This is a genomic window from Modicisalibacter sp. MOD 31.J, from assembly GCF_020147985.1.
In the GTDB taxonomy this organism is placed as follows: domain Bacteria; phylum Pseudomonadota; class Gammaproteobacteria; order Pseudomonadales; family Halomonadaceae; genus Modicisalibacter; species Modicisalibacter coralii.
In genome coordinates this window covers 896,759-922,155 of record NZ_JAGXFF010000002.1, presented here as the reverse complement: position 1 = coordinate 922,155, position 25,397 = coordinate 896,759, and the positions used below count along the sequence as shown (strand labels likewise).

Below are 25,397 nucleotides of genomic sequence, written 5' to 3'. Positions count from 1 at the left end.
GACGCCACGAGCCTCGGTCGAAGGGGAGACCGGATCCGGCGTTGCCTATCGGCCGACGGGGCTGTCATCCCCGTTCTCATGGACGCTATCCCGAAGGTCCGTAGCCAGTTGCCCAGCTTGTGACTCCTCGAGTTCCGATACCGTGAGCCGTAAACCATGCACGGGTTCGCCGACGCTGAATCCCTCGCCCCCGCGCACGAGCCAGCCCCGCTTGGCCATGGCGAAGGCGAGGGGGCGGCTGTGCTGCTGGAGCGGTATCCACAGGTTCAGGCCATCGGCAGGCGTGGCAACGGCAATGCCACGCTCGGCCAGGGCGGTCGTCAGGTAATGGCGCCGTCGAGTGTAATCCTCGCGTGCCAGGGCGATTTGCGATGCCACGACCTCGTTGGTCAGGCAGGCATGGGCGATGTCTTGCAGCAGGTGGCTGACCCAGGTAGAGCCCGGAGCGAGACGCAATCGCAGGCGCTCAGCCGTCTGCGGGTCGCTGGCGATGAGCGCGATGCGCAGATCCGGTCCGAGGGCCTTGGAGAGGGAGCGCACCAGTGCCCAGCGCTGCGCCGACTCGGGAATCACCGAGTGGTACAGCGTGTCGGCCAGCAGGGCGAAATGATCGTCCACGACGATCAGCACGTGCGGGTGGCGCTCGAGGACCCGCCTCAACGCCTGGGCGCGCTGGGCGCTCAGGCCGCATCCCGTCGGGTTGTGCGCACGCGGTGTCAGGATGACCGCCTGCGCCCCGGCGGACAGGGCGTGCTCGAGGGCGTCGACGCGCATGCCTTCGCGGTCGACCGGCACCCCCACCGGCTCCAGGCCTGCAACACGCAACACGTTGAGGCTGCCCAGGAAGCAGGGGGTCTCCACCACCACTCGATCGCCGGTCACGAGGTGCGCGGCGAGGAGTCTCTCGATGGCATCCACGGCGCCGTGGGCCAGTTCGAACTCGTGTCGCTCGGTGACGTCCCCCGCGAACCATTGGCGGGCGTAGTTGGCCAGGCTCGGATTGACGGTGGCCTCGCCGTACAGCCGCGGCCGGTAGCCTGCTCGCACCACCGCCTCGCTGATATCCGGCAGCCAGTCGGGATTGGGGTTACCACTCGCGACATCGCTGAGGCGCGTGTCCGGGGTGGCGCCTTCCTGTTCGCCCAGTCTGGGCGGCTCGCGAATGACCGTGCCCAGGCGGCCTCGCGTGACGGCGATCCCGGCGGCGACCAGCCGCTTGTAGGCAGCCGCCACCGTGTTGCGGTTGACCTCCAGCCTGGTGGCCAGGTCGCGCACGGGCGGCAGCGACTGCCCTGGTTGCAGTTGGCCCGACTGAGCCAGCAGACGAACGCTGTCGAAGATTTCGGCGGCGGATGTTCCGGTGATTTGCATTTTGTCCTATGACATATTTAAATCTGACATAGTAAGATTCTAGAGGGCCGCCACGAGCCCGTACAGTCTCACTTCGTTCCATCAGGGAGGCCCCGGTCTTGAGTGATTCGTTCCCCCAGAGTGCCGACGTTCCGTCGCCATATCCGCAGGCCAGAACGGTCGAGGACTTCACTCGTAATCTGGCGAGTGTCCGTGAGCGCATCGCTGATGCCAGCCGACGCGTTGGCCGCGATCCTGCCGAGGTGCGCCTGCTGCCGATCAGCAAGACCGTGGATGAGGCACGAATCCGTCTGTCCGTCGAGGCGGGATGCCGGGAGCTGGGCGAGAACAAGGTGCAGGAGGCGTATCGCAAGCGGGAGGCGTTATCCGACCTGGAGGGTTTGCGATGGTCTCTCGTCGGCCACCTTCAGACCAACAAGGCCAAGCTGGTGGCGCGCTTCGCTTCCGAGTTCCAGGCTCTCGACAGTCTGCGCGTGGCCGAGGCGCTGGACCGTCGCTTGCAGGCACTGGGGCGTGGTCTCGACGTCTTCGTTCAGGTCAACACCTCGGGGGAGTCGAGCAAGTACGGTTTGGCGCCGGATGCGGTCGAGGCTTTCTTGCGTTGTCTGCCGGCGTACTCCTCCCTACGCGTGCGTGGCCTGATGACGCTGGCCCTGCTGTCGTCGGACGAGTCTAGGGTACGGCAGTGCTTCGTTCGGCTCAGGGAACTGCGGGACCGGATTCGGCAGGCGCTGCCTGAAGGCGAAAGAGTGGCCGAACTGTCCATGGGCATGTCCGGCGACTTCGAGACCGCCATCGAGGAGGGCGCCACGATTGTCCGAGTGGGGCAAGCGATCTATGGCGCCCGGCGCCTGCCCGACAGCCATTTCTGGCCCTCTGCATGAGCCATCTTTTTTCATTCACGGCTAAGAATATTCACTATGAAGACAGCATTAGCACTCCGTCACATCCACTTCGAGGATCTCGGCACCCTGGAGCCCGTGCTGCTCGAGCGTGGTTATGCGGTGACGTATCTCGACCCCGGCCTGGACGACCTCGACGATCCCGAGGTGCGACAGGCCGATCTGCTCATCGTGCTGGGCGGTCCCATTGGAGCCAGCGATGACGCGCGTTACCCCTTCCTCGAGCGGGAGCTGAACGTCGTGCGCCAGCGCTTGGCTTCGGGTAGGCCTTTGCTCGGCATCTGCCTGGGAGCCCAATTGATCGCGCGTGCAGGCGGGGCGACGGTGTCGCCCCTGGGCGTCAAGGAGATCGGTTTTACCCCTCTCACACTGACACCCGAGGGCGAGGACTCCGTGCTGGCTCCGCTCGGCGAAATGCCGGTGCTGCATTGGCACGGTGACCAGTTCGAAATCCCGGAGGGCGCGGCCCGGCTAGCCAGCACCGTCATCGGCCACAATCAGGCCTTCTCGATCGGGCGCAACGTTCTGGGGCTGCAATTCCACCTGGAAGCCGACGTGAACGGGATCGAGTGCTGGCTGGTGGGGCACGCTTGCGAACTGGAAGGAGTCGGCATCGACCCGCGCACGCTGCGCAATGAGGCAAAGCAGTTGGACGAGCGGCTGAAGACGTCGTCGCGGACGGTTTTCTCGGCGTGGCTGGATGGCCTGGTAGAGGAAGACATCTCCTTTGCTGCGGATACCGGTGAGGCCGTGGCTCATGCCCCGGCTCGCTAAGAAGGAGGAGCTTTGATCATGTCGATGTATCGCCTCGTCGTTCGGCGGCACGGTCGCCTGCTGGGGCATTTCGATACGGATGTGCCCGGCGCATTTGCCGTGGTCCAGGAGATCGCCGAGTTGCTTGCCGGTGGCGAGAGTATCGAACTGGCGCTACTGGCTGCCGAGGATGAACGGCGCTGGTTGGAAACGGGACCCGATGGCATGCGCGTCATCGGCAGGGAACCTATCTTCAGGACCTTATCATGAACTCGATCCTAGACCCCGACGTGACGTGTGATGACTCACGACAGGAGGCTGAGCCTTCGCCCTACCTGATGCCGGCCTATGCACGCGAGCCCGTCGTCTTCGAACAGGGGAAGGGAGCCTACCTCTGGGATGCTGAAGGAGAAGCGTACCTGGATGCAATCGCCGGGGTTGCCGTCACGAACCTGGGGCATGCGCATCCGGAAATTGCTGAAGCCATCGCCGATCAGGCCAGCCGTCTGATACATACGTCCAATCTCTACAGCATCGAGTGGCAGGAACTCCTGGGGCAACGCTTGTGCGCGCTCTCCGGCATGCAGCGTGCTTTCTTCTGCAACTCGGGTGCCGAAGCCAACGAGACGGCGCTGAAGCTGGCGCGCTTGCATGGACACTGCAGAGGAGTGGTGTCACCCAAGGTGCTGGTCATGGAGAACAGCTTCCATGGCCGCACCCTCGCAACCTTGGCCGCAACCGGCAACCCTGCGGTGCAGCGGGGCTTCGCGCCCCTGGTGCCAGGGTTCGTGCGCGTGCCATATGACGACATCGAGGCGCTGCAACAGGCTGCGCAAGAGACCTGCGGCATCGTGGCGATTCTACTCGAGTCCGTGCAGGGCGAAGGGGGCGTACGGGGCGCTTCGATGGAATATCTTCGCGACCTACGGCGGCTGTGCCAGGAGAACGACTGGCTGCTCATGATGGACGAGGTCCAGGCGGGGCTTGGCCGTACCGGTGCCTGGTTCGGCTATCAGCATGCGGATGTGCTGCCGGATGTCGTGACCGTGGCGAAAGGGTTGGGCAATGGCGTTCCCATTGGGGCATGTCTGGCGCAGGGCCAAGCGTCAGAGCTGTTCATGCCGGGCAACCATGGCTCGACGTTCGGCGGCAACCCCTTGGCATGCCGGGTGGGCTGTGCAGTGCTCGATATCATCGAGCGTGAACGGCTGTTACCTCATGCGGCAGCAATGGGCCGGCGGCTGCTTGAGGCACTGCAGGAAGGCTTGGCCGATCAACCGGCCGTCGTCGCCATTCGGGGGCATGGTTTGATGGTGGGCATCGAGCTGGATCGCTCCTGCATGGAGTTGGTCACCCAGGCATTGACGGATCAGCGGTTGTTGATCAGCGTCACACGGGATAAAACCATTCGGCTGCTGCCGGCGCTGATTTGCACGCAGGCCGAGATCGATGACATCGCGGGTCGTGTCGTGCGCCTGGTGCGTGGCTTTCTGCGCGTAGCGCCGGCGTAGCCCAGGGGCGGCCTGCCCCGATTCAGGGGCAGGGTAACCCCTCCCTTGGCGTTAGCTCGGAAGGCCTGTCGATCCGGCGCGAAGGGATCGGGCATTCATCCGATGGATAAGAAATTGCCATGCGAGTTCGCGACAGTGGCGCAATCCAGCTCGTGTCGTTAGGTCGCGTTCTTCGTGTCAGCGGTGTCTCTCATGGAGGCCATGCGGCGGGAGTTGCCGATACGGAATGGTTTCCAGCGAGGCCCACATTTCTGCACCACACTTGTGGATCGTGAGGAAGAGATGTCTCAACCTTCCCGGCTGGAACGGGTCGCTGCCGATATCTGGATAGCGGAAGGGCCCGTCGTCAGTTTCTATGGTTTTCCCTATCCCACCCGCAGTGTGATCGTTCGCCTGCCGAATGGCGCCTTATGGGTGTGGTCGCCCATTCCCTTGGACGACGCACTGATGACCGAGGTGTCAGGGATAGGGCCCGTGGCACATCTAATCAGCCCCAATAAGCTTCATCATCTAGGCCTGGCGGATTGGCGGGCGGCGTTTCCGGCGGCTCGATTGTGGGGCTTGCCATCGACGGTCCGGAAGCGCCGGGATCTGCGCTTCGATGGCGTTCTGGAAGACACGCCACCGGATGCCTGGCAAGGCACTCTCGACCACGTCATGTTTCGCGGTTCCCCCTTGCTCGACGAGATGATGTTCTTCCATCGGCCGTCGCGTACCGTCCTGTTGGCCGATTTGAGTGAGGCCTTGAGCCGTGAATTCCTGGTACGCCGCTGGGCGCCATGGCAGCGGTTCATTGCCCGCCTGTGGAGCATCACCGAGGCGGCGCCGAAGGCCCCACTCGAGGTTCGGTTGTCCACCATCCGCCGGCGCGCTGCGCGAGCGGCCATCCAGCGCCTGCTCGCCTACGACCCCGAGAACGTCATCATGGCCCATGGTGCTTGGCAACGGGGCCATGGCCGCGCCTTCCTGGAGCGGACGTTCTCGTGGCTGTCGCCAGAACCTCCCCAGGCATTGGGTGATGAGCATCGATAAGGAGCGTTGAATCATGATGCTGAGCAGATACGCGTCGCTTCTGACGCTTGGAATGATCACGTCGATGCCCGCTCATTCGGTCGACCGCGAGCAAGGGCTCGAGCGGGTCAGGGAACAGTTGGCACAGTCCTGTTCGGCGGGGGGAATGGCCTCCTGCCTGGGCGTCGAGACGTCCCGGTGTGAACGCCTCGCGGAGGAGGTGGTGAAAGCCTGTTCGGAGCACTTCGCGCCAGCAGAGCAAGAGCCCATGGCCGCCTTCGGCGATTGCATCGCTCGCCAGACCCGACAGCGTACCGGCGTAACAGAGGCCAAGTTGCAGTCGTGCCGGTCCCAAGTCGAGGGCGTAGCGCATGCCCCGCCTTCCACCGAGGAAGCGGTGCGTGGACTCGAGGACGCCAAGGCCGCCATGGCCCAGGACGCCAAAGCGACGCGGGACGCGGTGACCCTCCCGTTATATCCGGATCATGAGCTGACGGCGCATCACCAGGATGCGAGCGGCATTCCCGGAATCGACAGTGAGCCGCTAGGGGAGGAAGCGGTACCCGTCGTCATGATGACGACCTCAGATACTGTCGAAGACGTCGTGGCCTTCTATCGGAACCGGTTGGACGGGTTCACGTTGTACAGGACGGCGGCGGACGACGTCACTTTTGCCAAGGGGATGCCGGATGACGTGACACCATCCGACTTTCGCCATTGGATGAAGGCACTGCCGTTGCACGAACACGTCTCGATCTATCGATTGTCGGGCAAGACACATATCGAGGTTGGATACCGCACGGATTAGGTATTTTGTGCCACGAAGAAGGGGGTCGGGTCGTCGCCGAACTGCTACATACGCTGTGGCATATTCGGCGACATCCCGAGATATTGCTGGTACTTGGCGCAGTGTAGAGGCGCTGGCTGGCGGAAAATGAGCGTTGAATAATGGGACCAAGTGTTTGGTCCCATTATAAGGCGCTTTCAGACGCCCTTCTGGCTGCGCTTGAGCGCGGCCAGCAACCCCTGCAGCGGGTGGGCCAGCGCGGTGTCCGACAGGCGCCTGGCCTGGCTGCGGCAGGAGTAGCCGGTGGCCAGCAGGCGTCCGGCGTTGGCCGGATCCTCGACTGGCTCGCGCCAGGAGAGGTCGTAGATCGCCTCGGAGGTCGCGCGGTTGCGGGCCTCGTGACCGTAGGTGCCGGACATCCCGCAGCAGCCGCTGGCGAGCAGTTCGAGGTCCAGCCCGGCGTTGGCGAACACCTGTTGCCAGGCCTTGGGGCTGCCGGGGGCGGTGGTCTTCTCGGTGCAGTGCGCGAGCAGCCGGAAGCCGGGGTCGTCGAGACTCACGCCGGCGGGCAGCAGCCGCGGGCCCAGCGAGACCAGCCACTCCTGAAGCAGCAGCACCTCGGGCACCGCCTCGGCGCCCAGCGCCTTGACGTACTCCTGACGGTAGGTGAGCGTCATCGCCGGGTCGACACCGACCAGCGGCACGCCGGTCTCGGCCAGCGCCGACAGGCGCCGGGCCTGCTTCGTGGCGGTGCGCTGGAAGGCGCCGAGGAAGCCCTGGACATTGAGCGGCTTGCCGTTGGGCCCGAAGGGGGCGACGAACACCCGGATGTCCAGGCGCGTGAGCAGCTCGACGATGTCCATCACCAGTTTCGCCTCGAAGTGGCTGGTAAAGGCATCTTGCACCAGGATCACGCTGCGCGCCTTATGGGCGTCGCTGAGCAGCCCCAGCGTGGTCGGCGTGGCCTCGGCGATGCCCCAGGCCTCGAGCTGCTTGGTCAGGCTCGCCCGCGACAGCCGCGGGCTGTCGACCATGCCGATCGGCCCGGCGAGCAGGCGGTCGACCAGCCGGTTGCCGAGCAGGGCATTGTAGAGCGGGGCCACCGGCTTGAGATAGGGCACGAAGAATTCCAGCCCGCCGATCAGGTAGTCGCGGGGCGGGCGCAGATAGCGGCCGTGATAGACCTCGAGGAAGCGCGAGCGGAAGTCCGGCACGTCGACCTTGACCGGACACTGGCCGGCGCACGACTTGCACGCCAGGCAGCCGGCCATGGCGTCGTAGACCTGATGGGAGAAATCGGCTTCGCCGCGACGCTTGGCCAGGGTGTTGCGCACTCGCTGTGGCAGGCGGCGAACGAAGCCCCAGGTGCCCTCGGCCCGCTGCTGGCGCGATGCTTCGAGCACGTCGCCACCGGCCCGGCCCTGCAGGCGCAGCCATTCGCGCATCAGGCTGGCGCGCCCCTTGGGCGAGTGAATGCGCTGTCGAGTCGCCTTCCACGACGGGCACATGGCGTCCTTCGGGTCGTAGTTGTAGCAGGCGCCGTTACCGTTGCAGTACACCGCACTGGCGTGGGCCTGCCAGACGCGCTCGTCGATCTGACGGTCGAGTTCGCCGCGGGTCGGCACGCCGTCGATGGTCAAAAGGCCCGGATCGGCCGACTGCACGGCAATCGGATCGCCAGTCCGTGCCGGTTGCGTCTCGTCGGCTCGGGCCGGGGTGGCGATCTTGCCCGGATTGAGCTGATTGCGCGGGTCGAAGGCCGCCTTGAGACGCTGCAGACTGGGGTAGAGCTCCCCGAAGAACCGGGGGGCGTATTCCGAACGCACGCCCTTGCCGTGTTCGCCCCACAGCAGGCCGTGGTACTGCTTCGTCAGCGCGGCGACCGCGTCGGACAGCGTGCGGATCAGCGTCGCCTGGTCGGGATCCTTCATGTCGATCGCCGGACGCACGTGCAGCACGCCGGCATCGACGTGGCCGAACATCCCGTACTTGAGGCCGTGGGCGTCGAGCAGGGCGCGGAACTCGGCGATGTAATCGGCGAGGTGCTCCGGCGGCACCGCGGTATCCTCGACGAAGGGAATCGGCCGCTTCTCGCCCTTGACGTTGCCCAGCAGGCCCACCGCGCGCTTGCGCATGGCATACACCCGGCCGATCTGGCCGCGGCCCTCGGCCAGGGTGTAGCCCAGCCGGTCGACCCGCTGATCGCTCTCCAGGTGGCGACAGAAGGCGGCGACCCGTGCGGCGAGGCGTTCGGGATCGTCGTCGTTGAATTCGACCAGGTTGATGCCGCGCGTTGCCGTGGCCTGGCCGGCGTGCGCGGCCGTGGCGGTCTCGCCGTCGCCGGTGGGCGCGTTGTCGGGGAAGAACTCGGCGACGCTGTCCCAGACGAAGTCCTCCATCGCCAGCAGCAGCACGCTGTCATCGATGGTCTCGATCGAGGTGGGTCGGGGTATCGCCGGCTCGCCGTCGGTCGCATCGCCCCCCATCAGCGCCTTGGCATCGCGCAGCGCGTCCATGAAGCCGGCGTAGCGCACGTTGACCAGCGTCGAGTGCCTGGGGATCGGCAGCACGTTGAGGGTCGCCTCGGCGAGCAAGCCCAGCGAGCCCTCCGCGCCGCACAGCACGCTGTTGAGGTCGAAGCGCCCGTCGGCGGTGCGCAGGTGCGCCAGATCGTAACCGGTCAGGCAGCGGTTGAGCGGCGGGAAGACGGCGGCGATGCGCTCGCGCTGGGTATCGATGATCTCGCGCGCGGTGCGGTGAATATCGCCGACGACGCCCTCGCGGGCGCACAGCGTGTCGAGTTCGGCGTCGTCGACCGGCCGGCTGGTGAAGTGCTCGCCGCCGAGCAGCACCGTGTCGAGTTCGAGCACGTGATCGCGGGTCTTGCCGTACTCGCAGCTGCCCTGGCCGCTGGCGTCGGTGGCGATCATCCCGCCGATGGTGGCGCGATTGGAGGTGGACAGCTCCGGGGCGAAGAACAGCCCGTGGGGGGCCAGCGCGGCATTGAGCTGATCCTTGACCACCCCGGCCTGGACGCGCACCCGACGGTTCTCGACATCGATCTCGAGGATGCGGTTCATGTACCGGGAAACGTCGACCACCAGGCCGTCGGTGAGCGACTGGCCGTTGGTGCCGGTGCCGCCGCCGCGGGGGGCGAGCACGATATCCTGAAAGTCGGTCTGGCTCGCCAGGCGGGCGATGCGCTCCAGGTCGTCGGCATCGCGCGGGTAGAGCACCGCCTGGGGCAGGCGCTGGTAGATCGAGTTGTCGGTGGCCAGTACCGTGCGGTTGGCGTAATCCGGGGCGATGTCGCCGGCGAATCCCGCCTCGGCGAGGGCCTGCAGGAAGTGGCTGTAGCGGGCCTCCCCGGCTTCAGCGGGCGTAAGGCGCTCGATCATGGAGCCTCCAACATGGTGTGCCAATACAAGACCCGGAACCCGGGGGTCTCATGTTCCTGCCACGGACGATGGCCAGGGGTTATACGAAAGTCGGCGCGCGCAGGCCGTTTGCGTACAGAGCCTAGAAGCCATAGAGCCTGGCGGGGTTGTGCACGAGTATCCTGTCGCGCGTGGCGGTGTCGGGAACCAGACGCAGCAGCTCGTCCACCAGGTCGCCGTCGTCGGGCATGGTGCCGGGCAGTTTGACGTGCGGCCAGTCGGTGCCGAAGACGCAGCGCTCGGGATTGGTCGCCACCAGGGCCTGCAGGAAGGGATCCACGTCGCTGTAGGGCGGGGCGGCAGCGCCCAGCGCCGTTACCCGATCGGGACCCGAGAGCTTGACCCAGGTCCTGCCCTCGGCGAGCAGTGACAGCAGGCTCTCGAAGCCGGGGTCGCCGATGCCCTTGGGCGTGGGCACGTGGCCCATGTGATCGATGACCCGGGGGACCGGCAGCGGCTCGAGGATGGCCCGCAGATCGCCGACCGTCGAAACGTCGACGAGGCACTGGACGTGCCAGCCGAGTTCGGCGATACGTTCGCCGAGTGCCCGGATCGCACGGAAATCCACGCCGCCCGGGAACAGCAGGTTGACGCGGATGCCGCGCACGCCGAGGTCGTGCATGTCCCGCAGTTGGGCATCCGTCACCGAGGCGTCGACGACGGCGATGCCGCGTCGTTCGAGACCGGCCTCCCGGGCCTCGCGCAGGGCGTCGAGCAGCCGCCGGTTGTCGGTCCCGTAGACGCTCGGTTGCACCAGTACCGCGCGCTCGAAGCCCAGGGTGGTCAATAACCGCTGATACGCCTCGGCGCTGGCGTCCGGTGGCGTATAGCCGCGGTCGGGGTGGTAGGGGTAGCGGGTCGCCGGGCCGAACAGGTGGGCATGGCAATCGCAGGCACCGGCGGGCAAGGCCTGGTGCGGTGTTCGGGGGGCCGGGTTGGGGCCGGGTATGTCGGGTCTGTGCATGGTCACGGATCTATCCGGTGGGAGACTGCAGGCCGAGGCGGCGCATGGCGTTGGTCAGGTGCAGGCGCATGGCGGCGCGGGCATCCTCGGGCTCCCGGTTGAGAATACTGTCGACGATGTTGTGGTGTTCGGCCTGGGCGATCTGCTCGAGGGTGGCATCACGGGCCGAATTGTGCCGGGCCGTGCTGATTGCCGTCGACATTCGGTTATAACAAAAATCAATGAAATCAGAGAAGTAGTGATTTCCGGTGGCCTGCGCGATGGCCTGGTGAAGCGCCAGGTCGTGGGCGTCGCCGGGATCGCCGTGTTGCAGGCTTTCCGCCAGCCGCGCCAGGGCCCCGGCGATCGCGTCGCGATCTTTCGGTGTGGCGTGGGTCGCGGCGAGCGCCGCCGCGCCGGCCTCGATCTCGCGGCGCATCTGGTAGATGTAGCGCAGTTCCTGCTGGTCGACGGCGTCCGCCGTCATCGCAAACACCGAGCGTTCGGGTAGCACCGAGGCGACATAGGTGCCGCTGCCCTGCTGGGTGACCACCAGGTTCGCCTGTCGCAGCTCGGCGATCGTCTCGCGGATCACCGCGCGGCTGCTGCCGAAGCGGGCCATGAGCTTGGCCTCGGTGGGGAACCGGGAGCCCAGCGGATAGTGGCCCTCGCGGATTTCCCGCTCGAGCGTGGCGACGATCGTGGCCGACAGGCGTTGACCGCGCCGCGCGGCGGTCGGGGCCGGTTTTCGTGCGTGCGTCATTGGGCCAGCCCGGGCAGCCATAGCGTCACGGCCGGCACGTAGGCGATCAAACCCACGACGATCAGCAGCACCGCCAGGAAGGGCAGCAAGTGCCTGGCGATGCGCTCGATGCTCATGCCGCTCACCGAGGAGGCGACGAAGATCGAATAGCCCAGCGGTGGCGTGACCATGCCGACGGCGAAGTTGATCACCACCATGGCGCCGAGCTGGATGGGGTCCAGGCCGATCTGCGTGCCGAGTCCGATGAGAACGCCGCTCATGATGACCATGGCGGAAATATTGTCCATTACGGCGCCCAGCGCCAGCAGCAGCAGGTTGATGAACAGCAGCAGGAGGATCGGATTGCTGGTCAGCCCCAGGATCAGCTCGGTGATCCGGGTCGGCAGTTGTTCGCTGGCGATCACCCAGGCGAAACCGGATGCCGTGACGATGATGAACATGATCACCGCGGTGGTGCGCATGGCGCCGATCAGCAGGCCGGGCAGTTGCCGCAACTGCAGGTCACGATGCACGAACACCCCGATGATGGCGCTGTAGAGCGCCCCGACCATCGCCGCCTCGGTGGGCGTGAAGATCCCGCCGTAGATGCCCCCCAGGATCACCACGGGCGCGATCAGTGCCCAGATGCCGTCGCGCAGGGCGTCGACGATCTCGCGACCGGAGGCGCGTGGCTGGCCCTGGATCCCCTGGCGCCTGGCGTAGAGGACGCTGATCACGCAGAAGCCGGCAGCCGCGAGAAGACCCGGGATCACGCCGGCGAGGAACAGCTGGGAGATCGATTCCTCGGAGAGCACGCCCCAGATCACCATGGGAATGGATGGCGGAATCATCTGGCCCAGGGGGCCGACGGCGGTGGCCAGGGCGGCGGCATAGCCCCGCTTGTAGCCCCGGGTTTCCAGCTCGTCGATCATGATCGAGCCGATCGCCGCCGTGGTTGCCGGCGCCGAACCGGAAATCGCGCCGAAGAAGGTCCCCGCGCCGACGGTGGAGATCGACAGGCCGCCGGGAAGATGGCCCACGAAGGCCGATGCGACTTTCACCAGGCGCCGCGATAGACCGCCGGCGCCCATCAGCTCACCGGCGAAGATGAAGCCCGGGATGGCCAGCAGTGCCGTCGAGCTGCTGCCCGCGATGAAACGCTGGGCCGCGATCAGCGGGTTGAGATCCGCCATCCAGATGCCCACCAGGGTCAGCAGGCCCAGGGCGATGGCGATGGGCGCGCCAAGGGCGAGCAGGCCGAACAGGCCCAGCGTGAGCACGAGTCCCGTTTCACCCATGTTGCGGTGTCCTCAAGTCGTTCAGCGAGTGGGGGCGTAGCAGCAGCACGGCGGCGTGGAAACTGATCAGCAGGCCGCTGACCGGCAGCGCCGCGTTCCTGAGCCACAACGGATAACGGATCGCCGGCGAGACCTGGCCCAGGGTGAACTCCATGAAGCCATAGCCCGTCCAGAGCATGGCCATGCCGAAGAGCAGCACCAGCAGCACGTTCAGGCGCTCCAGCAGCCCCGCGAGACGACCGGGAAGCCAGCCGAGCAGGAGGGTGACGCGCACGTGCTCGAAGCGCCGCACCAGCTCGCTGGCGAACAGGAAGACCGTCCAGGAGGCGGCCAGCAGGGCGACCTCATCGGACCAGGCCAGGGAGTCCTGCAGCACGTAGCGATAGAAGACGCCCAGCAGCAGGGTGAGAATCATGATCGATGCCGTGATGGCGCCCAGGTATCGGGTCGCCCTGGCCAACAGCCGACTGGCGTCGTCGAGATAGCGGTACATGACGGGGAGTCCACGCAGGAAGGCCCGGCGCCAGGCCGGGCCTCGAGGGATTACTGAGTCGTGATCTGCAGGGCGCGATCGAGCAGGTCACTGCCGATCTTGTCGCGATACTCCTCGTACACCGGCTTGACCTTGTCGCGGAAGGCGGCGACGTTCTCGACCCGGTTGACCTGCATGCCCTGGTTCTCGATCTGATCCAGGATCTTGTCGTTGTTGCTGGCCACCGTCTCGCGCTGGCGGGCGATCGCCTTCTGCGCGGCCTGGCGGACGGTCGCCTGCTGGTCGGCGGAGAGGCTCTTGAAGGTCTGCTTGGAGATCAACAGCCCCAGGGCGTTGTAGGTGTGCTGCGTCAACGAGAGATACTTGGTGACTTCGGGATACTTGTTGGCATAAATCACCGGCAAGGGGATTTCCAGGCCGTCGACGGTGCCCTGCTGTACGGCAGTGAAGGCCTCGCTCCAGGCCAGCGGCGTGGGATTGGCACCCAGCGCCCGGAAGCTGGCGATGTACAGGTCACTGGGCTGGACGCGCAGCTTGATGCCGTCGAAGTCGTCGGGAGTCTGGATGGCACGCACGTTGTTGATGGTGTTCCGGAAGCCGGCTTCGGCGAAGCCCAGCCCGACGATGCCCTGGGCGTCCAGGCGGTCCATCAGCGCCTGGCCGATCTCGCCGTCGAGCACTTCGTGGGCCTGTTCGCTGTTGGCGTAGAGGAAGGGCAGGTCGTTGAGCTGGAAGGCCGTGTCCAGAGTGCTGATCTGCGTGCCGGTGATCACGCCGGCGTCGAGAATGCCCAGTTGCATCCCCTGCAGCATTTCCGTGTCATCGCCGAGCTGGTGGTTGGGGAAGAACTTGACCTCGAATTCGTCGGGGGCGGCCTTGTCCAGCTCTTCGGCGAAGTAGTGCGCGGTGATCGCGTAGGGGTCGACGTCGCTGTCGGCGGTCGTCCAGCCCAGGCGGATGGTGGTGGCGGCCAGCGCCTGACTGGTGATGGCCAGGGTGCCGGCCATGATCAGGCCGGAGAACAGGGATCGCTTTGCGGTCGGGGTCATCGTGATGCCTTTGTGAAAGAGGAGAGGGCTGAATTTGTCTTACGAATTCGTTCGAATAAGGCCTTATGGGCCTTTTTGTCAGACCGATCATAGACGATAGGCCATGAACCGGCTAGACATACGTGCTATCGGCAGGAAGGTTCATCGATTCAGCCCGATAAGCGAGTGGGCGCGTGGCTCGCGTCCGGCGAATTCTTTACAATGGCTGGCCTCGCCGTCCGCCGCGCTGCTGTCCGCGGGCGACGGCCGTTCCCATCGCTATTTGTCAATGGAAAGGCTCTTATGCTCGATCCCAGGCTGCTTCGCAGTGAGCTCGCCCACGTGGCGCAACGTTTGGCCACCCGCGGCTTCACGCTGGACACCGCGCGGTTCGAGTCGCTGGAAGGCCAGCGGCGCGACCTCCAGACCGAGACCGAACGGTTGCAGAACGAACGCAACGTGCGCTCCAAGGCGATCGGCAAGGCCAAGGCGGCGGGCGAGGACATCCAGCCGCTGCTCGACGAGGTCAGCGACATGGGCGAGCGGCTGGATGCCGCCAAGGCCAGGCTGGCCGAGGTCAGCGGTGAACTCGAGGCGCTGCTGGCCGGGCTGCCCAACCTGCCCCACGAGAGCGTGCCGCCGGGCGACGACGAGGCCGACAACGTCGAGCTGCACCGCTGGGGCACGCCGCGCACCTTCGACTTCGCGGTGCGCGACCATGTCGATCTCGGCGCCAAGCATGGTTATCTGGACTTCGAGATGGCCGCCAAGCTGACCGGCTCGCGCTTCGCGGTGATGCGCGGCCCCATCGCGCGGCTGCACCGGGCGCTGGCCCAGTTCATGCTCGACAAGCAGACCCTCGAGCATGGCTACGAGGAGTGCTACGTCCCCTACATCGTCAATCGCGACTCCTTGACCGGCACCGGCCAGTTGCCCAAGTTCGGCGAGGATCTCTTTCGCCTCGAGGGCGACAACGAGTATTACCTGATCCCCACCGCCGAGGTGCCGCTGACCAATTTTGCCCGCGACCACATCTTCGAGGCTCGCGAGCTGCCGGTGCGGCTGACGGCGCATACGCCGTGTTTCCGTAGCGAGGCCGGCGCCTATGGCAAGGACACGCGCGGGATGATCCGCCAGCATCAGTTCGACAAGGTCGAGATGGTCCAGATGGTCGATCCCGAGACCAGCTATCAGGCGCTCGAGGAGATGCGCGGCCACGCCGAGGCGATTCTCCAGGCGCTGGAACTGCCGTATCGGGTGGTCACGCTGTGTGCCGGCGACATGGGCTTCGGTGCCGCCAAGACCTACGATCTCGAAGTCTGGCTGCCCAGCCAGGAGACCTATCGCGAGATCTCCTCGGTCTCCAACTGCGAGGACTTCCAGGCACGCCGCATGCAGGCGCGCTTCCGGCGCCCGGAGCAGAAGAAGCCGCAACTGCTGCACACCCTGAACGGGTCGGGGCTGGCGGTGGGGCGCTGCCTGCTGGCGGTGCTCGAGAACTACCAGCAGGCGGACGGTTCGATTCGCGTGCCCGAGGCCCTGCGCGGTTATCTGGGCGGCCTCGAGGTGATCAACGTCGATTGAGGGTCACCCGGCCCCGGCGTCGATCGCCGGGGCTTGCGGCTACGGTGTTTCGGCGCTCTCGATCGACCACACCACCGACACTCCGGCATCGAGTTCGATCTCGCCGGGGCGGTATTCGGCGGTCGTCTTGCGCTCGGCGCCGTCGGCACGCAGGCTCATCATCTGCGGGGTGTAGCGGGGCACGCCGGTCTCGTCGACCTGCAGCACCTCACCGAGTTCGACGCCCAGCGTCCGGGCCATCAACTGGGCCTTGTGACGGGCCTTCTCGAGGGCGTCCTCGAGGGCCTGGTCGGTGGCGGCGTCGCGATCGGCCAGGTCGTAGCTCACGCCGTCCAGGGCATCGACGCCGGCTCGGGTCAGGGCGTCGAGGATCGCCGGCAGCCGCGAGAGGTCGTCGATGCGCAGGCTGATCGGGCGTTCCAGTTGCGTGCGCACCAGGGTTTCCCCAGGGCCATCGCCGTCGCGACGCTGGACGCTGTCGGGGCGGACCACCAGCGAGCCCGCGTTGATCGCTCCGTCGTCGATACCCTGTTTCTCCAGCGTGCGGATCAGTTCGGCGGTGCGTGATTCCAGCCGCTCCCTGGCCTTGGCCAGCGCCTCGGGATCGGCATGCCGGGCGTCGCTCTCGGCCACCGCGGGGGTGCGCTCCCAGAGCCGTGCGTTCAAGGTGGCGATGTCCGGGGCCACGGCCAGCGTTGCCTGGGCCTGGACGCTGAGCCGGTTGGGGGGCGTGTCGGGCTGGGCCTGGGCGAGCAGACTGGCGCCCATCAGGCCGGCGAAGATCATGGCTCGCGACAGCGAGCGGCGAGGGATGGCTGACAACATGAGACCTCCTGTCTGGAAAAGAGCGGCCGAACACCGCGCCGACCGGGGCCGAGGCGATCGTCGGGTTAGCGCCGCGGCACGGTATCCTGATGGGAGCCCGGGAAACGCCGACGGTTCCCGGCGGCTCCGGCGTTGCACGTTTCTTTCACGAATCGGGCCCGGGCCTTGCCTGCTGCTGGCCCTGGTGCTGAGTGCCTGCCTGCCCGAGGCTCGGGCCAGTGTCTCCGCGGTGGACGCCACTGGCAAGCGGGTGACGCTCGAATCGCCGGCGACGCGGGTCGTCGCCCTGGCCCCGCACGCCGTGGAGATGCTCTATGCAGTGGGTGCCGGCGACGCCCTGGTCGGTGCCATCGCGGGCAGCGACTATCCCCCGGCCGCCAGGGCGCTGCCCCGGGTCGGCAGCTATCGAGGCCTGTCGGCGGAGGCGATCCTCGCCCGGCGCCCCGATCTCGTGGTGACCTGGCTCAGCGGCACGCCCTCGGCGCTGGTGGCTCGGCTGCGCGAACTGGGGGTGGCCGTCTACGCCAGCGAGCCGCGGCGTCTCGCGGACGTCCCCGAGGAACTGCGCGAGCTGGGCCGCTTGACTGGACACGCCGCCGGCGGCGAGACGCGGGCCAGGGCATTCCTGGCACGCCTGGCAAGCCAGCGCCAGCGTCTGGCCGAGCCGCCTCGCGTGTTCTACCAGCTCGGCCATGAGCCGTTGACCACCCTGGCCGGCGGTCAGATCGTCACCCAGGTGATCCGCGCCTGTGGCGGCGAGCCGTTGTTCGCCGACCAGCCGGTACTGGTGGCCCAGGTCAGCCGGGAGGCGTTGATCGCCGCGCACCCCGAGGCGATTCTGGCCGCCGCGCCCGATGATGGCTGGCAGGCGGCTTGGCAGCGCTGGTCACTGCTTCCGGCGGTGCGCGAGAACCACCTCTACACGCTGAGCCCGGATCTGATCAGCCGTCCCGGGCCGCGGCTTCTCGACGGCATGGCCGAGGTCTGCGCGGCGCTGGCGGACACCGCCGCGACTCAGTAGTCGATACCCCGCCGGGCCTGGATGCCGGCGTTGAAGGCGTGCTTGACGTCGTGCATCTCGGTCACGGTATCGGCCATCTCGATCAATTCGCGATGGGCGTTGCGCCCGGTGACGATCACCGTCTGCTCGGCAGGGCGCTGCGTGAGGGCGCGGGTCACGGTATCGATATCCAGATAGCCGAACTTGAGCATGTAGGTGATCTCGTCGAGTACCACGAGATAGGTCCCCGGGTCCGCCAGCATGCGCTCTGCGTGCTGCCAGGCCTGCTCACAGGCCCGGGTGTCGCTGTCGCGATTCTGGGTTTCCCAGGTGAAACCGGTGGCCATGACCGCGACGTCGAGGTTGGGGTCGTCGTGCAGTCGCTCGCGCTCGCCGCATTCCCACAGTCCCTTGATGAACTGGACCACCCCCACCTTGTAGCCATAGCCGAGTGCCCGCGTCACCGTGCCCCAGGCCGCGGTGGTCTTGCCCTTGCCATTGCCGGTGAAGACCAGCAGCAGGCCGCGTTGCTCCTGCGCGGCGGCGACGCGTTCGTCGACGCGGTGCTTGAGTTTCTGCATGGAACGCTGGTGTCGTGTGTCGCGATCGCTCATGAAAAAGCCTCTGAAAAAAAACGCCTGATTGAAACGATTGAATTTAAGGACGGTGATAAGAGAACCGGGCAGGTCTTTGATCGCAATGGCTTTCATGCCGGTCAAGAAATGCGGTGAAAATGCCCGTCGATACTGCATCAGGATTATGCCGTCATGTCGCCGGTTTTTCCCTCGATTTCGGTTGACGTAAGGCCCCCGAATGACAAGTATTGGCCCAGATACCCGAAGAATGTCTGAATCCGTCAGGGACGAGGGGACAGGCAACATCGAGCGGTGACGTGAGTCGACGCCAGCGCCGGCGGTTTCACCGCGATGCGGGTACACACGACAAGGAGACCCCCGTGCTGCCCGACACGCTCAGCCAATCCCTCGAACGTTGCTCGACGCTTCCCTCGCTGCCGACGGTGGTGATGCGGGTCATCGAATTGGCGCGCGCTCCCGATGTCAACACCCAGGAGATCGTGACCACGCTGGGCAGCGACCCGGCGCTTTCGGCGCGCCTGCTGTCGCTGGCCAATACCGTCATCTATGCGGGCTATCGGCCGGCCGAGGACCTGTCTCAGGCGGTCCACCGGGTGGGGCTCGAAGGCACCCTGTCCATGGCGTTGGGCTGCAGTCTCGTCTTCACCGCCACGGAGCACGATGCGCAGGCGCTCGATCTCGAGCGTTACTGGCAGCGTTCCCTGATCGGCGCGTTGATCGCTCGCTCGCTGGCCGAATCGCTGAGTCTGCCCGATAGCGGGGCGCTCTTCACGGCTGCCCTGCTGCAGGACATCGGCATTCTGGCGCTCCATGCCAGTGTCCCGGCACGCTATCGGGCATTGCACGCCGAGGCCGGCGACCATCGCCGCCTGGTCGAGGCCGAACGGCAAGCCTTCGGCGTCGACCACGCCATGGTCGGCGCCTGGCTGGCCGAGCGTTGGGGGCTGTCCCAGCGCATGCGCGACTGGATCGCGGGCAGTCACGACCCGCTGATCGAGGATGCCGGACCGGCCGCTCGGGCGGCCAACTGCATCATCGCCGCGGGCGGGATCGCCGATGGCTGGCTGCAGGGTGAAGCGGCCCTCAGTCTCGAGATGGCGGCGGTGGAGGCCTGCTTTTCCCTGGATACCGAGAGCCTGATCGAGCGCCTGATGGGGTTGCAGGAACAGTTGCCCGGCGTGGCGAACCTCTACGACGTCGCCGTGCCGGAGCGGCTCGACCCCCAGCAGCTGATGCTCGAGGCCAAGATGCTGCTGGCGGAGCGCAACGCGCAGTTGCAGCAGGATCTGCTTCGGCAGCGCCAGGAGCTGGAAGCCCTGCGCCGCGAACATGCCGAGCTGGCGCAGCAGGCACGCCGTGACGCCTTGACCGGCCTCGCCAATCGCCTGCAGCTCGAAGAGGCGTTGGCCGGCGCCTTCGACGACGCGCAGCGGGCCGAACGGCCCCTGTCGCTGGTGTTCATCGATCTGGACCGTTTCAAGGCGGTCAACGACCAGTACGGCCATGCGGTCGGCGACGAGGTCCTGCGCCGCTTCGGGGCCTTGCTGGCGGAACTGACCCAGGGCAACGAGGCGCCGGCCGGTCGCTACGGCGGTGAGGAGTTCGTGGTGCTGCTCGGCGGATGCGACACCCATGGCGCTCAGGCCTTCGCCGAGCGGCTGCGTGCCCGGCTGGCGGTGACCCCCCTGGCCAACCTGGAGAGCGGGCCACTGTTCGTGACGGCCTCCTACGGGATCGCCACCCAGCAATGGCACGCATTCAGCGATGCGAGCGAGCTGCTGCGCGCCGCCGACGCCGGCATGTATCAGTCCAAGCAGAGTGGTTGCGATCGCGTCACGGTGCATCCCGGCCGGGCCCCGCTGGCCGTCGGCGACGGAGTCGATCCCCTTCAGCGATAGCCCAGCTGGGTGGCGATCGACTCGGCATGGCGTTCGACCCAGGCCCTGTCGATCGGCCCCCAGTCGCGAATCACGTAGCGGCCGATGTGGTGGCGTTCCCCGGGGCTCTGTTCGAAGACGCAGTGGATATCCAGCTCCGCGAGGGCCTGTATCGTATCCTGGGCGGTGCGCCGCGGCATGCCGGTGGCGGTGACGATCGCCGGCACGCTGGCGGTGCCGGCGTCGATCAGATGCGCGACATACAGGCGGCGAAGAAAACTGCTGCGGGTCTTGCTGAGGGTCATGGGGTTTCTCTCGACATCGACAGGCCCCCATCCTACCCGAACAGGTCGCCCTGGCGATGCGGTGGCCGGAAATCCCCGCACTCGAGCCCCATCCCGGCACGCCGCCCCAGGCCGAGCCGGCGGCTGGCCCGCTGGAAGCGCTGTTCGAGCATGTCGACGAACACGCCTTCGCCGCGCTGACGGTGGCCGAAGCGCGGGTCGTTGGCGCGCCCGCCCCGGCTCTGGCGGATCAGGCTCATCACCTTGGCGGCGCGCTGTGGGTAATGCGTGGCGAGCCAATCCTCGAAGAGCGGCGCGACCTCGTGAGGCAGGCGCAGCAGCATCCAGGCGGCGGTGCGTGCGCCGGCGTCGCTGGCGGCGTCGAGCAGGCGTTCCATCTCGTGATCGTTGAGTGCCGGGATGATCGGCGAGAGCAGGGCGCCGACCGGCACGCCGGCGGCGCTCAGCTCGCGCATCACCTTGAGGCGCGCCGCGGGCGAGGCGGTGCGCGGTTCCAGCGTGCGCTTGAGATCGTCGTCGAGACTGGTGAGGCTGACGAACACCCGCACCAGGCGGCGTTCGGCCATCGCCGCGAGCAGTTCCCGGTCGCGCAGAATCAGTGCGCTCTTGGTGACCAGCGTCACCGGATGGCGGCACTCCAGCAGCAGTTCGAGCACCCGGCGGGTGGTGTGACGCTGGGCTTCCAGCGGCTGATAGCAATCGGTGTTGCCCGACAGGTTGATCGGTCGGCAGACGTAGCCGGGCTTGCACAGGTCCTCGCGCAGACGTTCGACGAGGCCGGTGCGGGCGATCAGCCGGGTCTCGAAATCGATCCCCGGTGACAGGTCCCAGTAGGCGTGGCTGGGGCGCGCGAAGCAATAGATGCAGCCATGCTCGCACCCCCGGTAGGGGTTCAGGGAGCGATCGAAGCCGAGATCGGGGGAGTGGTTCCACGACAGCGCGCTCTTGGCCGGTTCGTCGCGGACCTCGGTGGCCATGTGTTCGGGGGACGCTTCCTGCCACCAGCCATCGTCGACGGCCTCGCTGACGCTGGGGGCGAAGCGGTTGTGCGGATCGAAGGTCGCGCCGCGGCCCTTGCGGGCCTGGCTGGGATGTTTCATGGTCATGGCGGGACTCGCCCTATACTGTATTCATGTACAGTATAGGGCGGTGCCGCGTGACGGCAAGGGCCATGGATTCAGGCCATGAACTCAGGAAAGGTGCCCGGGGTTGTGCAGTTCGCGATCCTCGGCGGGCGGCGGCGTCCACTGGTAGACCCAGGTCTCGGTCAACGGTTCGTCGCCGGCCTTGAGATAGACCCGCAGGTTGATCGGTTCGCTGCCGTCGTCGGGAGGCACGACGTCGAACATCGCCCGATAGCCATTGATCGAATGCAGCGGCCGGGCGGAGGTGATCTCGATGCGTCCGGCGGAGTTCTCGATGACCGGTACCACCTCGACGTCCTGGTCGGCGTCGAAGGGGAAGGGACCGCCCTGGAAGTCGATCGCGAATCGCCAGCTGAAGTACTCGCGCTTCTGGCCGACCTCGCCGCCCAGCCCGGTGCGGGTTGCCACGCAGCGCGCCAGCTCCGGCTGCGAGGGCGGATAGTCGCACCAGTAGATGCGATAGCCGAACAGCAGTTCGTCGCCGGGCTGGACGGGTTGGTCGGGATTCCAGAAGGCGACGATGTTGTCGAAGGTCTCGTCGAGCGTGGGAATCTCGATGAGATCGATGGCGCCCTTGCCCCAGTCGGACTTGGGTTCGATCCATACCGACGGTCGGCGATCGTAGAACACGCCGTCGTCCTGGTAATGATCGAAGTTGCGATCGCGCTGGAGCAGGCCGAAGCCCTTCGGGTTCTGGTCGGCGTAGGCGTTGAAGCGCAGTTGACGGGGATTGAGCAGCGGCCGCCACAGCCATTCACCGCTGCCGGTGTGCATCGCCAGGCCGTCGCTGTCGTGGATCTCGGGACGCCAGTCCCAGTAGGCGGCCTGGTCGTTCTCGCCGACCATGTACATGCTGGTCATCGGCGCGATGCCGAGTCGCTCGATCGCCTTGCGCGGGTAGAGGGCCGTGTCGACATCCATGGTCACGCCGTCGTCGATGTTGATCGCGAAGCGGTAGGCGCCGGTGGTGCTCGCCGATTCGAGCAGGGCATAGACGGTGACCACGTTGCTCTGCGGGTCGGGACGCTCCAGCCAGAAACGGGTGAAGTCGGGGAATTCCTCGTCACGCGGCAGGCCGGTGTCGATCGCCAGGCCGCGTGCCGACATGCCGTACTGCATCGAGTCGCTGACGGCCCGGAAGTAGCTGGCGCCGAGGAAGGCCACCATGTCGCGCTTCCAGTCGTTGTCGTGAAACAGTCGGAACCCGGCGAAACCGAGGTCCTTGGGAAGGGCGTCGCCGTCGATGCCGGACTTGCCGTAGTCGAACATCGCCGGGTCGTAGGCGATCTCGCGGGCCTGGCCGTCGACGATCTCGTAGATCTTCACCGGCTTCCTGAAATACAGGCCCAGATGGAACAGTTCGGCGCGATAGCGGGCCCGGTCGATATCGGCCCAGAGATCCTGGTCCTTGCGGAAGCTGATCGCCTGGTACTCGTCCCAGCTCAGGCCCTGGAGCTCGGCGGGGAGATTCTCCTGGGCGCCGTCGTGCTTCTGTTCGGAGAGGTGACGGGCCAGCCCCTTGAGCCAGGCATAACTGAAGGATTCGCTGGGGCCGATGGTCTTGGCGGGGGCATCGACGGCGGCCAGCACCGATGACAGGGGGAGAAAGGCGCCACCCAGGACACTGGTGGCCTTCAAGAAATCGCGTCGGTTCATCGTGTCTTCCCTGGAACGTGATGGGGCCGGGTGCCTGTGCGTTCGGCACGTGGCCGGTCCGTAGCCGGGACGCCGCGATGGCGACTCGCTTCCCCGTCGGGCGTCCGGTAACCGCGTCAATATAACGAGGCGCATACGCCCCCGGCAATCCATGCCGGGGGCGCGGGACTCGCTTACAGGCGCACGGTGACGCCGCCCTCCAGATAGCGGCCCCGGGTATCGTAGCCATCGACCAGTTGGTAGTCGTGGTCGAGCGCATTCTCGAGCTTGGCGGAGAGCTCGACGCGCGGCGTGACCTGCCAGGCCGCCCTCAGGTCGAGCCGCCCATAGCCGCCGACCTCGCCGCCGCCGTAGGAGCTGCGCTCGCTGTAGGCCCAGAGGGTCGAACCCATCCGCCAGTCGTGGGTCAGCGCGTAGTCCAGATCGAGGCGGGCATAGCGCTCGGCCCGGTTGATCAGCCGGTCACCGGGCTCGATGCCGGCGTAGTCATCCGACCAGCGGCGCACCTCCGGATCCTGGACGGTCAGCGAAAGCTGGCCGGTCAGGCGCTGCCCCTGCCAGCCACCGCTCAGTTCGAGACCGCGAATCCGCGTCTCGTCGACGTTGCGGTAGCTGGCGTCGGGGTAGACGCCGGTATAGACGATCAGGTCGTCGATACGGTTCTCGAAGGCCGTGACGCGGGCGTTCCAGGCATCGCGTTCGAAGGCCCAGAAGGCTTCCAGGTTCTTCGAGGTCTCGGCATCCAGGTCGGGGTTGGGATTGAAGGTGCCGTAGAGGTCGCTCAGGTTGGGCGCCTTGTAGCCGGTACCGTAGCTCGCGCCGATGCGCTGCGCGGCGCTCAGGCGATAGCCGTAGCCGAGGTTGCCGGTGGTCTGGCCGCCGAACAGCGAGTCGTCGTCGTGGCGCAGCGATGCGCTCAGCGAGTGCGGGCCGTAGTCGCGCTGGACCCGGGCATAGACGCCGACGTTCTCGCGGCTGTCGCGCTGGTAGTCGGCGCCGGCGCGATTGTCGAAGTCGATCCAGTCGTGGCGGTAGTCGACGCCGATCAGGTCGACGCCGTTGTCGCGAGTGAAGCGATGCTGCAGGCCGAGTTCGTCGCGATGGGTCTCGGTCAGGCTCTGACGCTCGCCCGCGTAGCGCTCCTCGCGCCGCTCGTCGAAATGCCCGGCGGTGACCTGCATGTGCCAGCTGTCGTCGACGGCGACATCCAGCTGGCCGCTGAAGGTCTGCTGGTAGCCGGTGGTGAGGCAGTCCTGGGATTCCGGGGCCGAGAAGTCGCCGCTGCGATAACAGCTATCGTACTCGGCGTCGACGTTCTGACGCAGGGCATCGAGCCGCAGCGAGGCGCTGTCGCTCAATTGCTGGCTGAAGCCCAGCTGGCCCCCTTCGCGGTCGAAGCCGTCGCGCTCGCCGCTGGTATCGGCGCGGGTGGCATTGAAGCCGTCGCCCCGGCGGTGAAAGAGCGTGGCATCGAGGCGAGTGTCGTCATCGCCGGTGGCGACCCAGGCCGACTGGCGCGTCGTGTCGTTGCCGCCGGCGCGAACGCTGAGTGCGCCCTGGGTCCCGGCGCCGGTGCTGCGCCGGGTGAAGATCTGGATGACGCCGCCCAGCGCATCCGCGCCATAGGCCGCCGCCCGGGGGCCGCGCACGATCTCGATGCGGTCGATGGCGGAGAGCGGCAGGAATTCGAGGCTGGCACCGCCGCTGGTCGCCGAGTTGATCCGCACGCCATCGACGAGCACCAGGGTGTGGTCGGACTCGCTGCCGCGCAGGAACAGGCTTGACTGGGTGCCGGGCGGACCGTTCTGGGTGAGTTCGATGCCGGCACGGGCCTGCAGCAGGTCGACCACGGAGTCGGCCTGCAGGCGTTCGATCTCGTCGCGGTCGATGACCGTGGTGCTGGCGAGCACGTCGGTTTGGGTCTGGGGCAGGCGGTTGGCGGTGACCTGCAGGGTGTCCAGGCGCTGATCGGCCTGGGCGCCGGTCGCCGCGGTCAGGCCCAGGGCCAGCCACAGCGGATTCTTCTTGAACGGCATGGAATGATCCTCAAGCGCGTATTGTGTGATCGCTACGCGATGAGGAGGACGGGTGACGACGGCCCGCCAAGGGGCCTCGGGGGATCGCCCGGGACGA

Annotated in this window: 22 protein-coding genes; 9 read left to right on the top strand and 13 right to left on the bottom strand. The window is 66.6% G+C overall.

Annotated features, from left to right (window positions below; genetic code table 11):
• Positions 1 to 45: 45 nt before the first annotated feature.
• Positions 46 to 1,371, bottom strand: coding sequence for a transcriptional regulator PtsJ (ptsJ, locus tag KGR00_RS09970; RefSeq protein WP_224416933.1), 1,326 nt, complete (start codon positions 1,369 to 1,371; stop codon positions 46 to 48).
• 98 nt (positions 1,372 to 1,469) lie between these two features.
• Here ptsJ and KGR00_RS09965 point away from each other — a divergent pair, with 98 nt between their 5' ends.
• From KGR00_RS09965 to KGR00_RS09940, 6 genes are all read left to right on the top strand, one after another.
• A complete protein-coding gene (locus tag KGR00_RS09965; RefSeq protein ID WP_224416934.1) occupies positions 1,470 to 2,255 on the top strand; it encodes a YggS family pyridoxal phosphate-dependent enzyme in 786 nt (261 codons plus the stop codon).
• Positions 2,256 to 2,291: 36 nt separating this feature from the next.
• Complete coding sequence (locus KGR00_RS09960; RefSeq protein WP_224416935.1) at positions 2,292 to 3,047, top strand: glutamine amidotransferase; 756 nt, start codon at positions 2,292 to 2,294, stop codon at positions 3,045 to 3,047.
• Between the two features lie 18 nt (positions 3,048 to 3,065).
• Positions 3,066 to 3,296 carry a cytoplasmic protein gene (locus tag KGR00_RS09955; protein WP_224416936.1) on the top strand — a complete coding sequence of 77 codons (231 nt, stop codon included), beginning with the start codon at positions 3,066 to 3,068 and terminating at the stop codon, positions 3,294 to 3,296.
• Positions 3,293 to 4,537 (top strand): aspartate aminotransferase family protein, encoded by a 1,245-nt coding sequence (locus tag KGR00_RS09950; protein WP_224416937.1) that lies wholly within the window; start codon positions 3,293 to 3,295, stop codon positions 4,535 to 4,537. The genes KGR00_RS09955 and KGR00_RS09950 overlap by 4 nt, the downstream gene beginning before the upstream one ends.
• A 282-nt stretch (positions 4,538 to 4,819) precedes the next feature.
• The gene (locus KGR00_RS09945) at positions 4,820 to 5,569 is read left to right on the top strand and encodes a DUF4336 domain-containing protein (RefSeq protein ID WP_224416938.1); all 750 of its coding nucleotides are present in this window, start codon (positions 4,820 to 4,822) and stop codon (positions 5,567 to 5,569) included.
• Between the two features lie 13 nt (positions 5,570 to 5,582).
• A complete protein-coding gene (locus KGR00_RS09940) occupies positions 5,583 to 6,356 on the top strand; it encodes a hypothetical protein (protein WP_224416939.1) in 774 nt (257 codons plus the stop codon).
• A gap of 176 nt (positions 6,357 to 6,532) precedes the next feature.
• On the opposite strand, the gene KGR00_RS09935 is transcribed toward KGR00_RS09940, so the two are convergent.
• The 6 genes from KGR00_RS09935 to KGR00_RS09910 all read right to left on the bottom strand — a co-directional run bounded on the left by KGR00_RS09935 (position 6,533) and on the right by KGR00_RS09910 (position 14,297).
• Positions 6,533 to 9,733, bottom strand: a complete 3,201-nt coding sequence (locus KGR00_RS09935; RefSeq protein ID WP_224416940.1) for an FAD-binding and (Fe-S)-binding domain-containing protein — start codon at positions 9,731 to 9,733, stop codon at positions 6,533 to 6,535.
• Between the two features lie 121 nt (positions 9,734 to 9,854).
• Positions 9,855 to 10,736, bottom strand: a complete 882-nt coding sequence (locus KGR00_RS09930; RefSeq protein ID WP_224416941.1) for an amidohydrolase family protein — start codon at positions 10,734 to 10,736, stop codon at positions 9,855 to 9,857.
• Positions 10,737 to 10,746: 10 nt separating this feature from the next.
• Positions 10,747 to 11,478: a FadR/GntR family transcriptional regulator gene (locus tag KGR00_RS09925; protein WP_224416942.1), complete on the bottom strand. Its 732-nt coding sequence runs from the start codon at positions 11,476 to 11,478 to the stop codon at positions 10,747 to 10,749.
• Positions 11,475 to 12,755: a TRAP transporter large permease gene (locus tag KGR00_RS09920; protein WP_129142025.1), complete on the bottom strand. Its 1,281-nt coding sequence runs from the start codon at positions 12,753 to 12,755 to the stop codon at positions 11,475 to 11,477. The genes KGR00_RS09925 and KGR00_RS09920 overlap by 4 nt, the downstream gene beginning before the upstream one ends.
• A complete protein-coding gene (locus KGR00_RS09915; RefSeq protein ID WP_129142024.1) occupies positions 12,748 to 13,248 on the bottom strand; it encodes a TRAP transporter small permease in 501 nt (166 codons plus the stop codon). The genes KGR00_RS09920 and KGR00_RS09915 overlap by 8 nt, the downstream gene beginning before the upstream one ends.
• Before the next feature lie 50 nt (positions 13,249 to 13,298).
• Complete coding sequence (locus KGR00_RS09910) at positions 13,299 to 14,297, bottom strand: TRAP transporter substrate-binding protein (RefSeq protein ID WP_224416943.1); 999 nt, start codon at positions 14,295 to 14,297, stop codon at positions 13,299 to 13,301.
• 282 nt (positions 14,298 to 14,579) lie between these two features.
• Here KGR00_RS09910 and serS point away from each other — a divergent pair, with 282 nt between their 5' ends.
• Positions 14,580 to 15,860 carry a serine--tRNA ligase gene (serS, locus tag KGR00_RS09905; RefSeq protein ID WP_224416944.1) on the top strand — a complete coding sequence of 427 codons (1,281 nt, stop codon included), beginning with the start codon at positions 14,580 to 14,582 and terminating at the stop codon, positions 15,858 to 15,860.
• Between the two features lie 39 nt (positions 15,861 to 15,899).
• Here serS and KGR00_RS09900 read toward each other — a convergent pair whose 3' ends face one another.
• Positions 15,900 to 16,685 (bottom strand): SIMPL domain-containing protein, encoded by a 786-nt coding sequence (locus tag KGR00_RS09900; protein ID WP_224416945.1) that lies wholly within the window; start codon positions 16,683 to 16,685, stop codon positions 15,900 to 15,902.
• A gap of 184 nt (positions 16,686 to 16,869) precedes the next feature.
• On the opposite strand from KGR00_RS09900, the gene KGR00_RS09895 reads away from it, so the two are divergent.
• Positions 16,870 to 17,706: a cobalamin-binding protein gene (locus KGR00_RS09895; RefSeq protein ID WP_224416946.1), complete on the top strand. Its 837-nt coding sequence runs from the start codon at positions 16,870 to 16,872 to the stop codon at positions 17,704 to 17,706.
• Here KGR00_RS09895 and cobO read toward each other — a convergent pair.
• Positions 17,700 to 18,299 (bottom strand): cob(I)yrinic acid a,c-diamide adenosyltransferase, encoded by a 600-nt coding sequence (gene cobO / locus KGR00_RS09890; protein ID WP_224416947.1) that lies wholly within the window; start codon positions 18,297 to 18,299, stop codon positions 17,700 to 17,702. The two genes, KGR00_RS09895 and cobO, sit on opposite strands and share 7 nt — an antisense overlap.
• Before the next feature lie 278 nt (positions 18,300 to 18,577).
• Here cobO and KGR00_RS09885 point away from each other — a divergent pair, with 278 nt between their 5' ends.
• Entirely contained in the window at positions 18,578 to 20,179 is a 1,602-nt protein-coding gene (locus KGR00_RS09885) for a GGDEF domain-containing protein (protein WP_224416948.1), read from the top strand.
• Here KGR00_RS09885 and KGR00_RS09880 read toward each other — a convergent pair.
• From KGR00_RS09880 to KGR00_RS09865, 4 genes are all read right to left on the bottom strand, one after another.
• Positions 20,170 to 20,463 (bottom strand): winged helix-turn-helix domain-containing protein, encoded by a 294-nt coding sequence (locus KGR00_RS09880; protein WP_224416949.1) that lies wholly within the window; start codon positions 20,461 to 20,463, stop codon positions 20,170 to 20,172. The two genes, KGR00_RS09885 and KGR00_RS09880, sit on opposite strands and share 10 nt — an antisense overlap.
• 32 nt (positions 20,464 to 20,495) lie before the next feature.
• Positions 20,496 to 21,569, bottom strand: a complete 1,074-nt coding sequence (locus KGR00_RS09875; RefSeq protein ID WP_224416950.1) for a PA0069 family radical SAM protein — start codon at positions 21,567 to 21,569, stop codon at positions 20,496 to 20,498.
• 84 nt (positions 21,570 to 21,653) lie between these two features.
• The gene (locus tag KGR00_RS09870) at positions 21,654 to 23,264 is read right to left on the bottom strand and encodes a glucan biosynthesis protein D (RefSeq protein ID WP_224416951.1); all 1,611 of its coding nucleotides are present in this window, start codon (positions 23,262 to 23,264) and stop codon (positions 21,654 to 21,656) included.
• 173 nt (positions 23,265 to 23,437) lie between these two features.
• On the bottom strand, positions 23,438 to 25,300 hold the full coding sequence (locus KGR00_RS09865) for a TonB-dependent receptor (RefSeq protein ID WP_224416952.1): 1,863 nt from the start codon (positions 25,298 to 25,300) through the stop codon (positions 23,438 to 23,440).
• Between the last annotated feature and the right edge of the window lie 97 nt (positions 25,301 to 25,397).

Bases quoted from the DNA above. Each gene is read 5' to 3' on its own strand.
- ptsJ (WP_224416933.1), bottom strand. From the start codon at position 1,371: ATGCAAATCACCGGAACATCCGCCGCCGAAATCTTCGACAGCGTTCGT.
- KGR00_RS09930 (WP_224416941.1), bottom strand. From the start codon at position 10,736: ATGCACAGACCCGACATACCCGGCCCCAACCCGGCCCCCCGAACACCG.
- KGR00_RS09945 (WP_224416938.1), top strand. From the start codon at position 4,820: ATGTCTCAACCTTCCCGGCTGGAACGGGTCGCTGCCGATATCTGGATA.
- KGR00_RS09900 (WP_224416945.1), bottom strand. From the start codon at position 16,685: ATGTTGTCAGCCATCCCTCGCCGCTCGCTGTCGCGAGCCATGATCTTC.
- KGR00_RS09875 (WP_224416950.1), bottom strand. From the start codon at position 21,569: ATGACCATGAAACATCCCAGCCAGGCCCGCAAGGGCCGCGGCGCGACC.
- KGR00_RS09950 (WP_224416937.1), top strand. From the start codon at position 3,293: ATGAACTCGATCCTAGACCCCGACGTGACGTGTGATGACTCACGACAG.
- KGR00_RS09880 (WP_224416949.1), bottom strand. From the start codon at position 20,463: ATGACCCTCAGCAAGACCCGCAGCAGTTTTCTTCGCCGCCTGTATGTC.
- KGR00_RS09920 (WP_129142025.1), bottom strand. From the start codon at position 12,755: ATGGGTGAAACGGGACTCGTGCTCACGCTGGGCCTGTTCGGCCTGCTC.
- KGR00_RS09955 (WP_224416936.1), top strand. From the start codon at position 3,066: ATGTCGATGTATCGCCTCGTCGTTCGGCGGCACGGTCGCCTGCTGGGG.
- KGR00_RS09925 (WP_224416942.1), bottom strand. From the start codon at position 11,478: ATGACGCACGCACGAAAACCGGCCCCGACCGCCGCGCGGCGCGGTCAA.
- KGR00_RS09865 (WP_224416952.1), bottom strand. From the start codon at position 25,300: ATGCCGTTCAAGAAGAATCCGCTGTGGCTGGCCCTGGGCCTGACCGCG.
- cobO (WP_224416947.1), bottom strand. From the start codon at position 18,299: ATGAGCGATCGCGACACACGACACCAGCGTTCCATGCAGAAACTCAAG.
- KGR00_RS09915 (WP_129142024.1), bottom strand. From the start codon at position 13,248: ATGTACCGCTATCTCGACGACGCCAGTCGGCTGTTGGCCAGGGCGACC.
- KGR00_RS09940 (WP_224416939.1), top strand. From the start codon at position 5,583: ATGATGCTGAGCAGATACGCGTCGCTTCTGACGCTTGGAATGATCACG.
- KGR00_RS09910 (WP_224416943.1), bottom strand. From the start codon at position 14,297: ATGACCCCGACCGCAAAGCGATCCCTGTTCTCCGGCCTGATCATGGCC.
- KGR00_RS09960 (WP_224416935.1), top strand. From the start codon at position 2,292: ATGAAGACAGCATTAGCACTCCGTCACATCCACTTCGAGGATCTCGGC.
- KGR00_RS09935 (WP_224416940.1), bottom strand. From the start codon at position 9,733: ATGATCGAGCGCCTTACGCCCGCTGAAGCCGGGGAGGCCCGCTACAGC.
- serS (WP_224416944.1), top strand. From the start codon at position 14,580: ATGCTCGATCCCAGGCTGCTTCGCAGTGAGCTCGCCCACGTGGCGCAA.
- KGR00_RS09870 (WP_224416951.1), bottom strand. From the start codon at position 23,264: ATGAACCGACGCGATTTCTTGAAGGCCACCAGTGTCCTGGGTGGCGCC.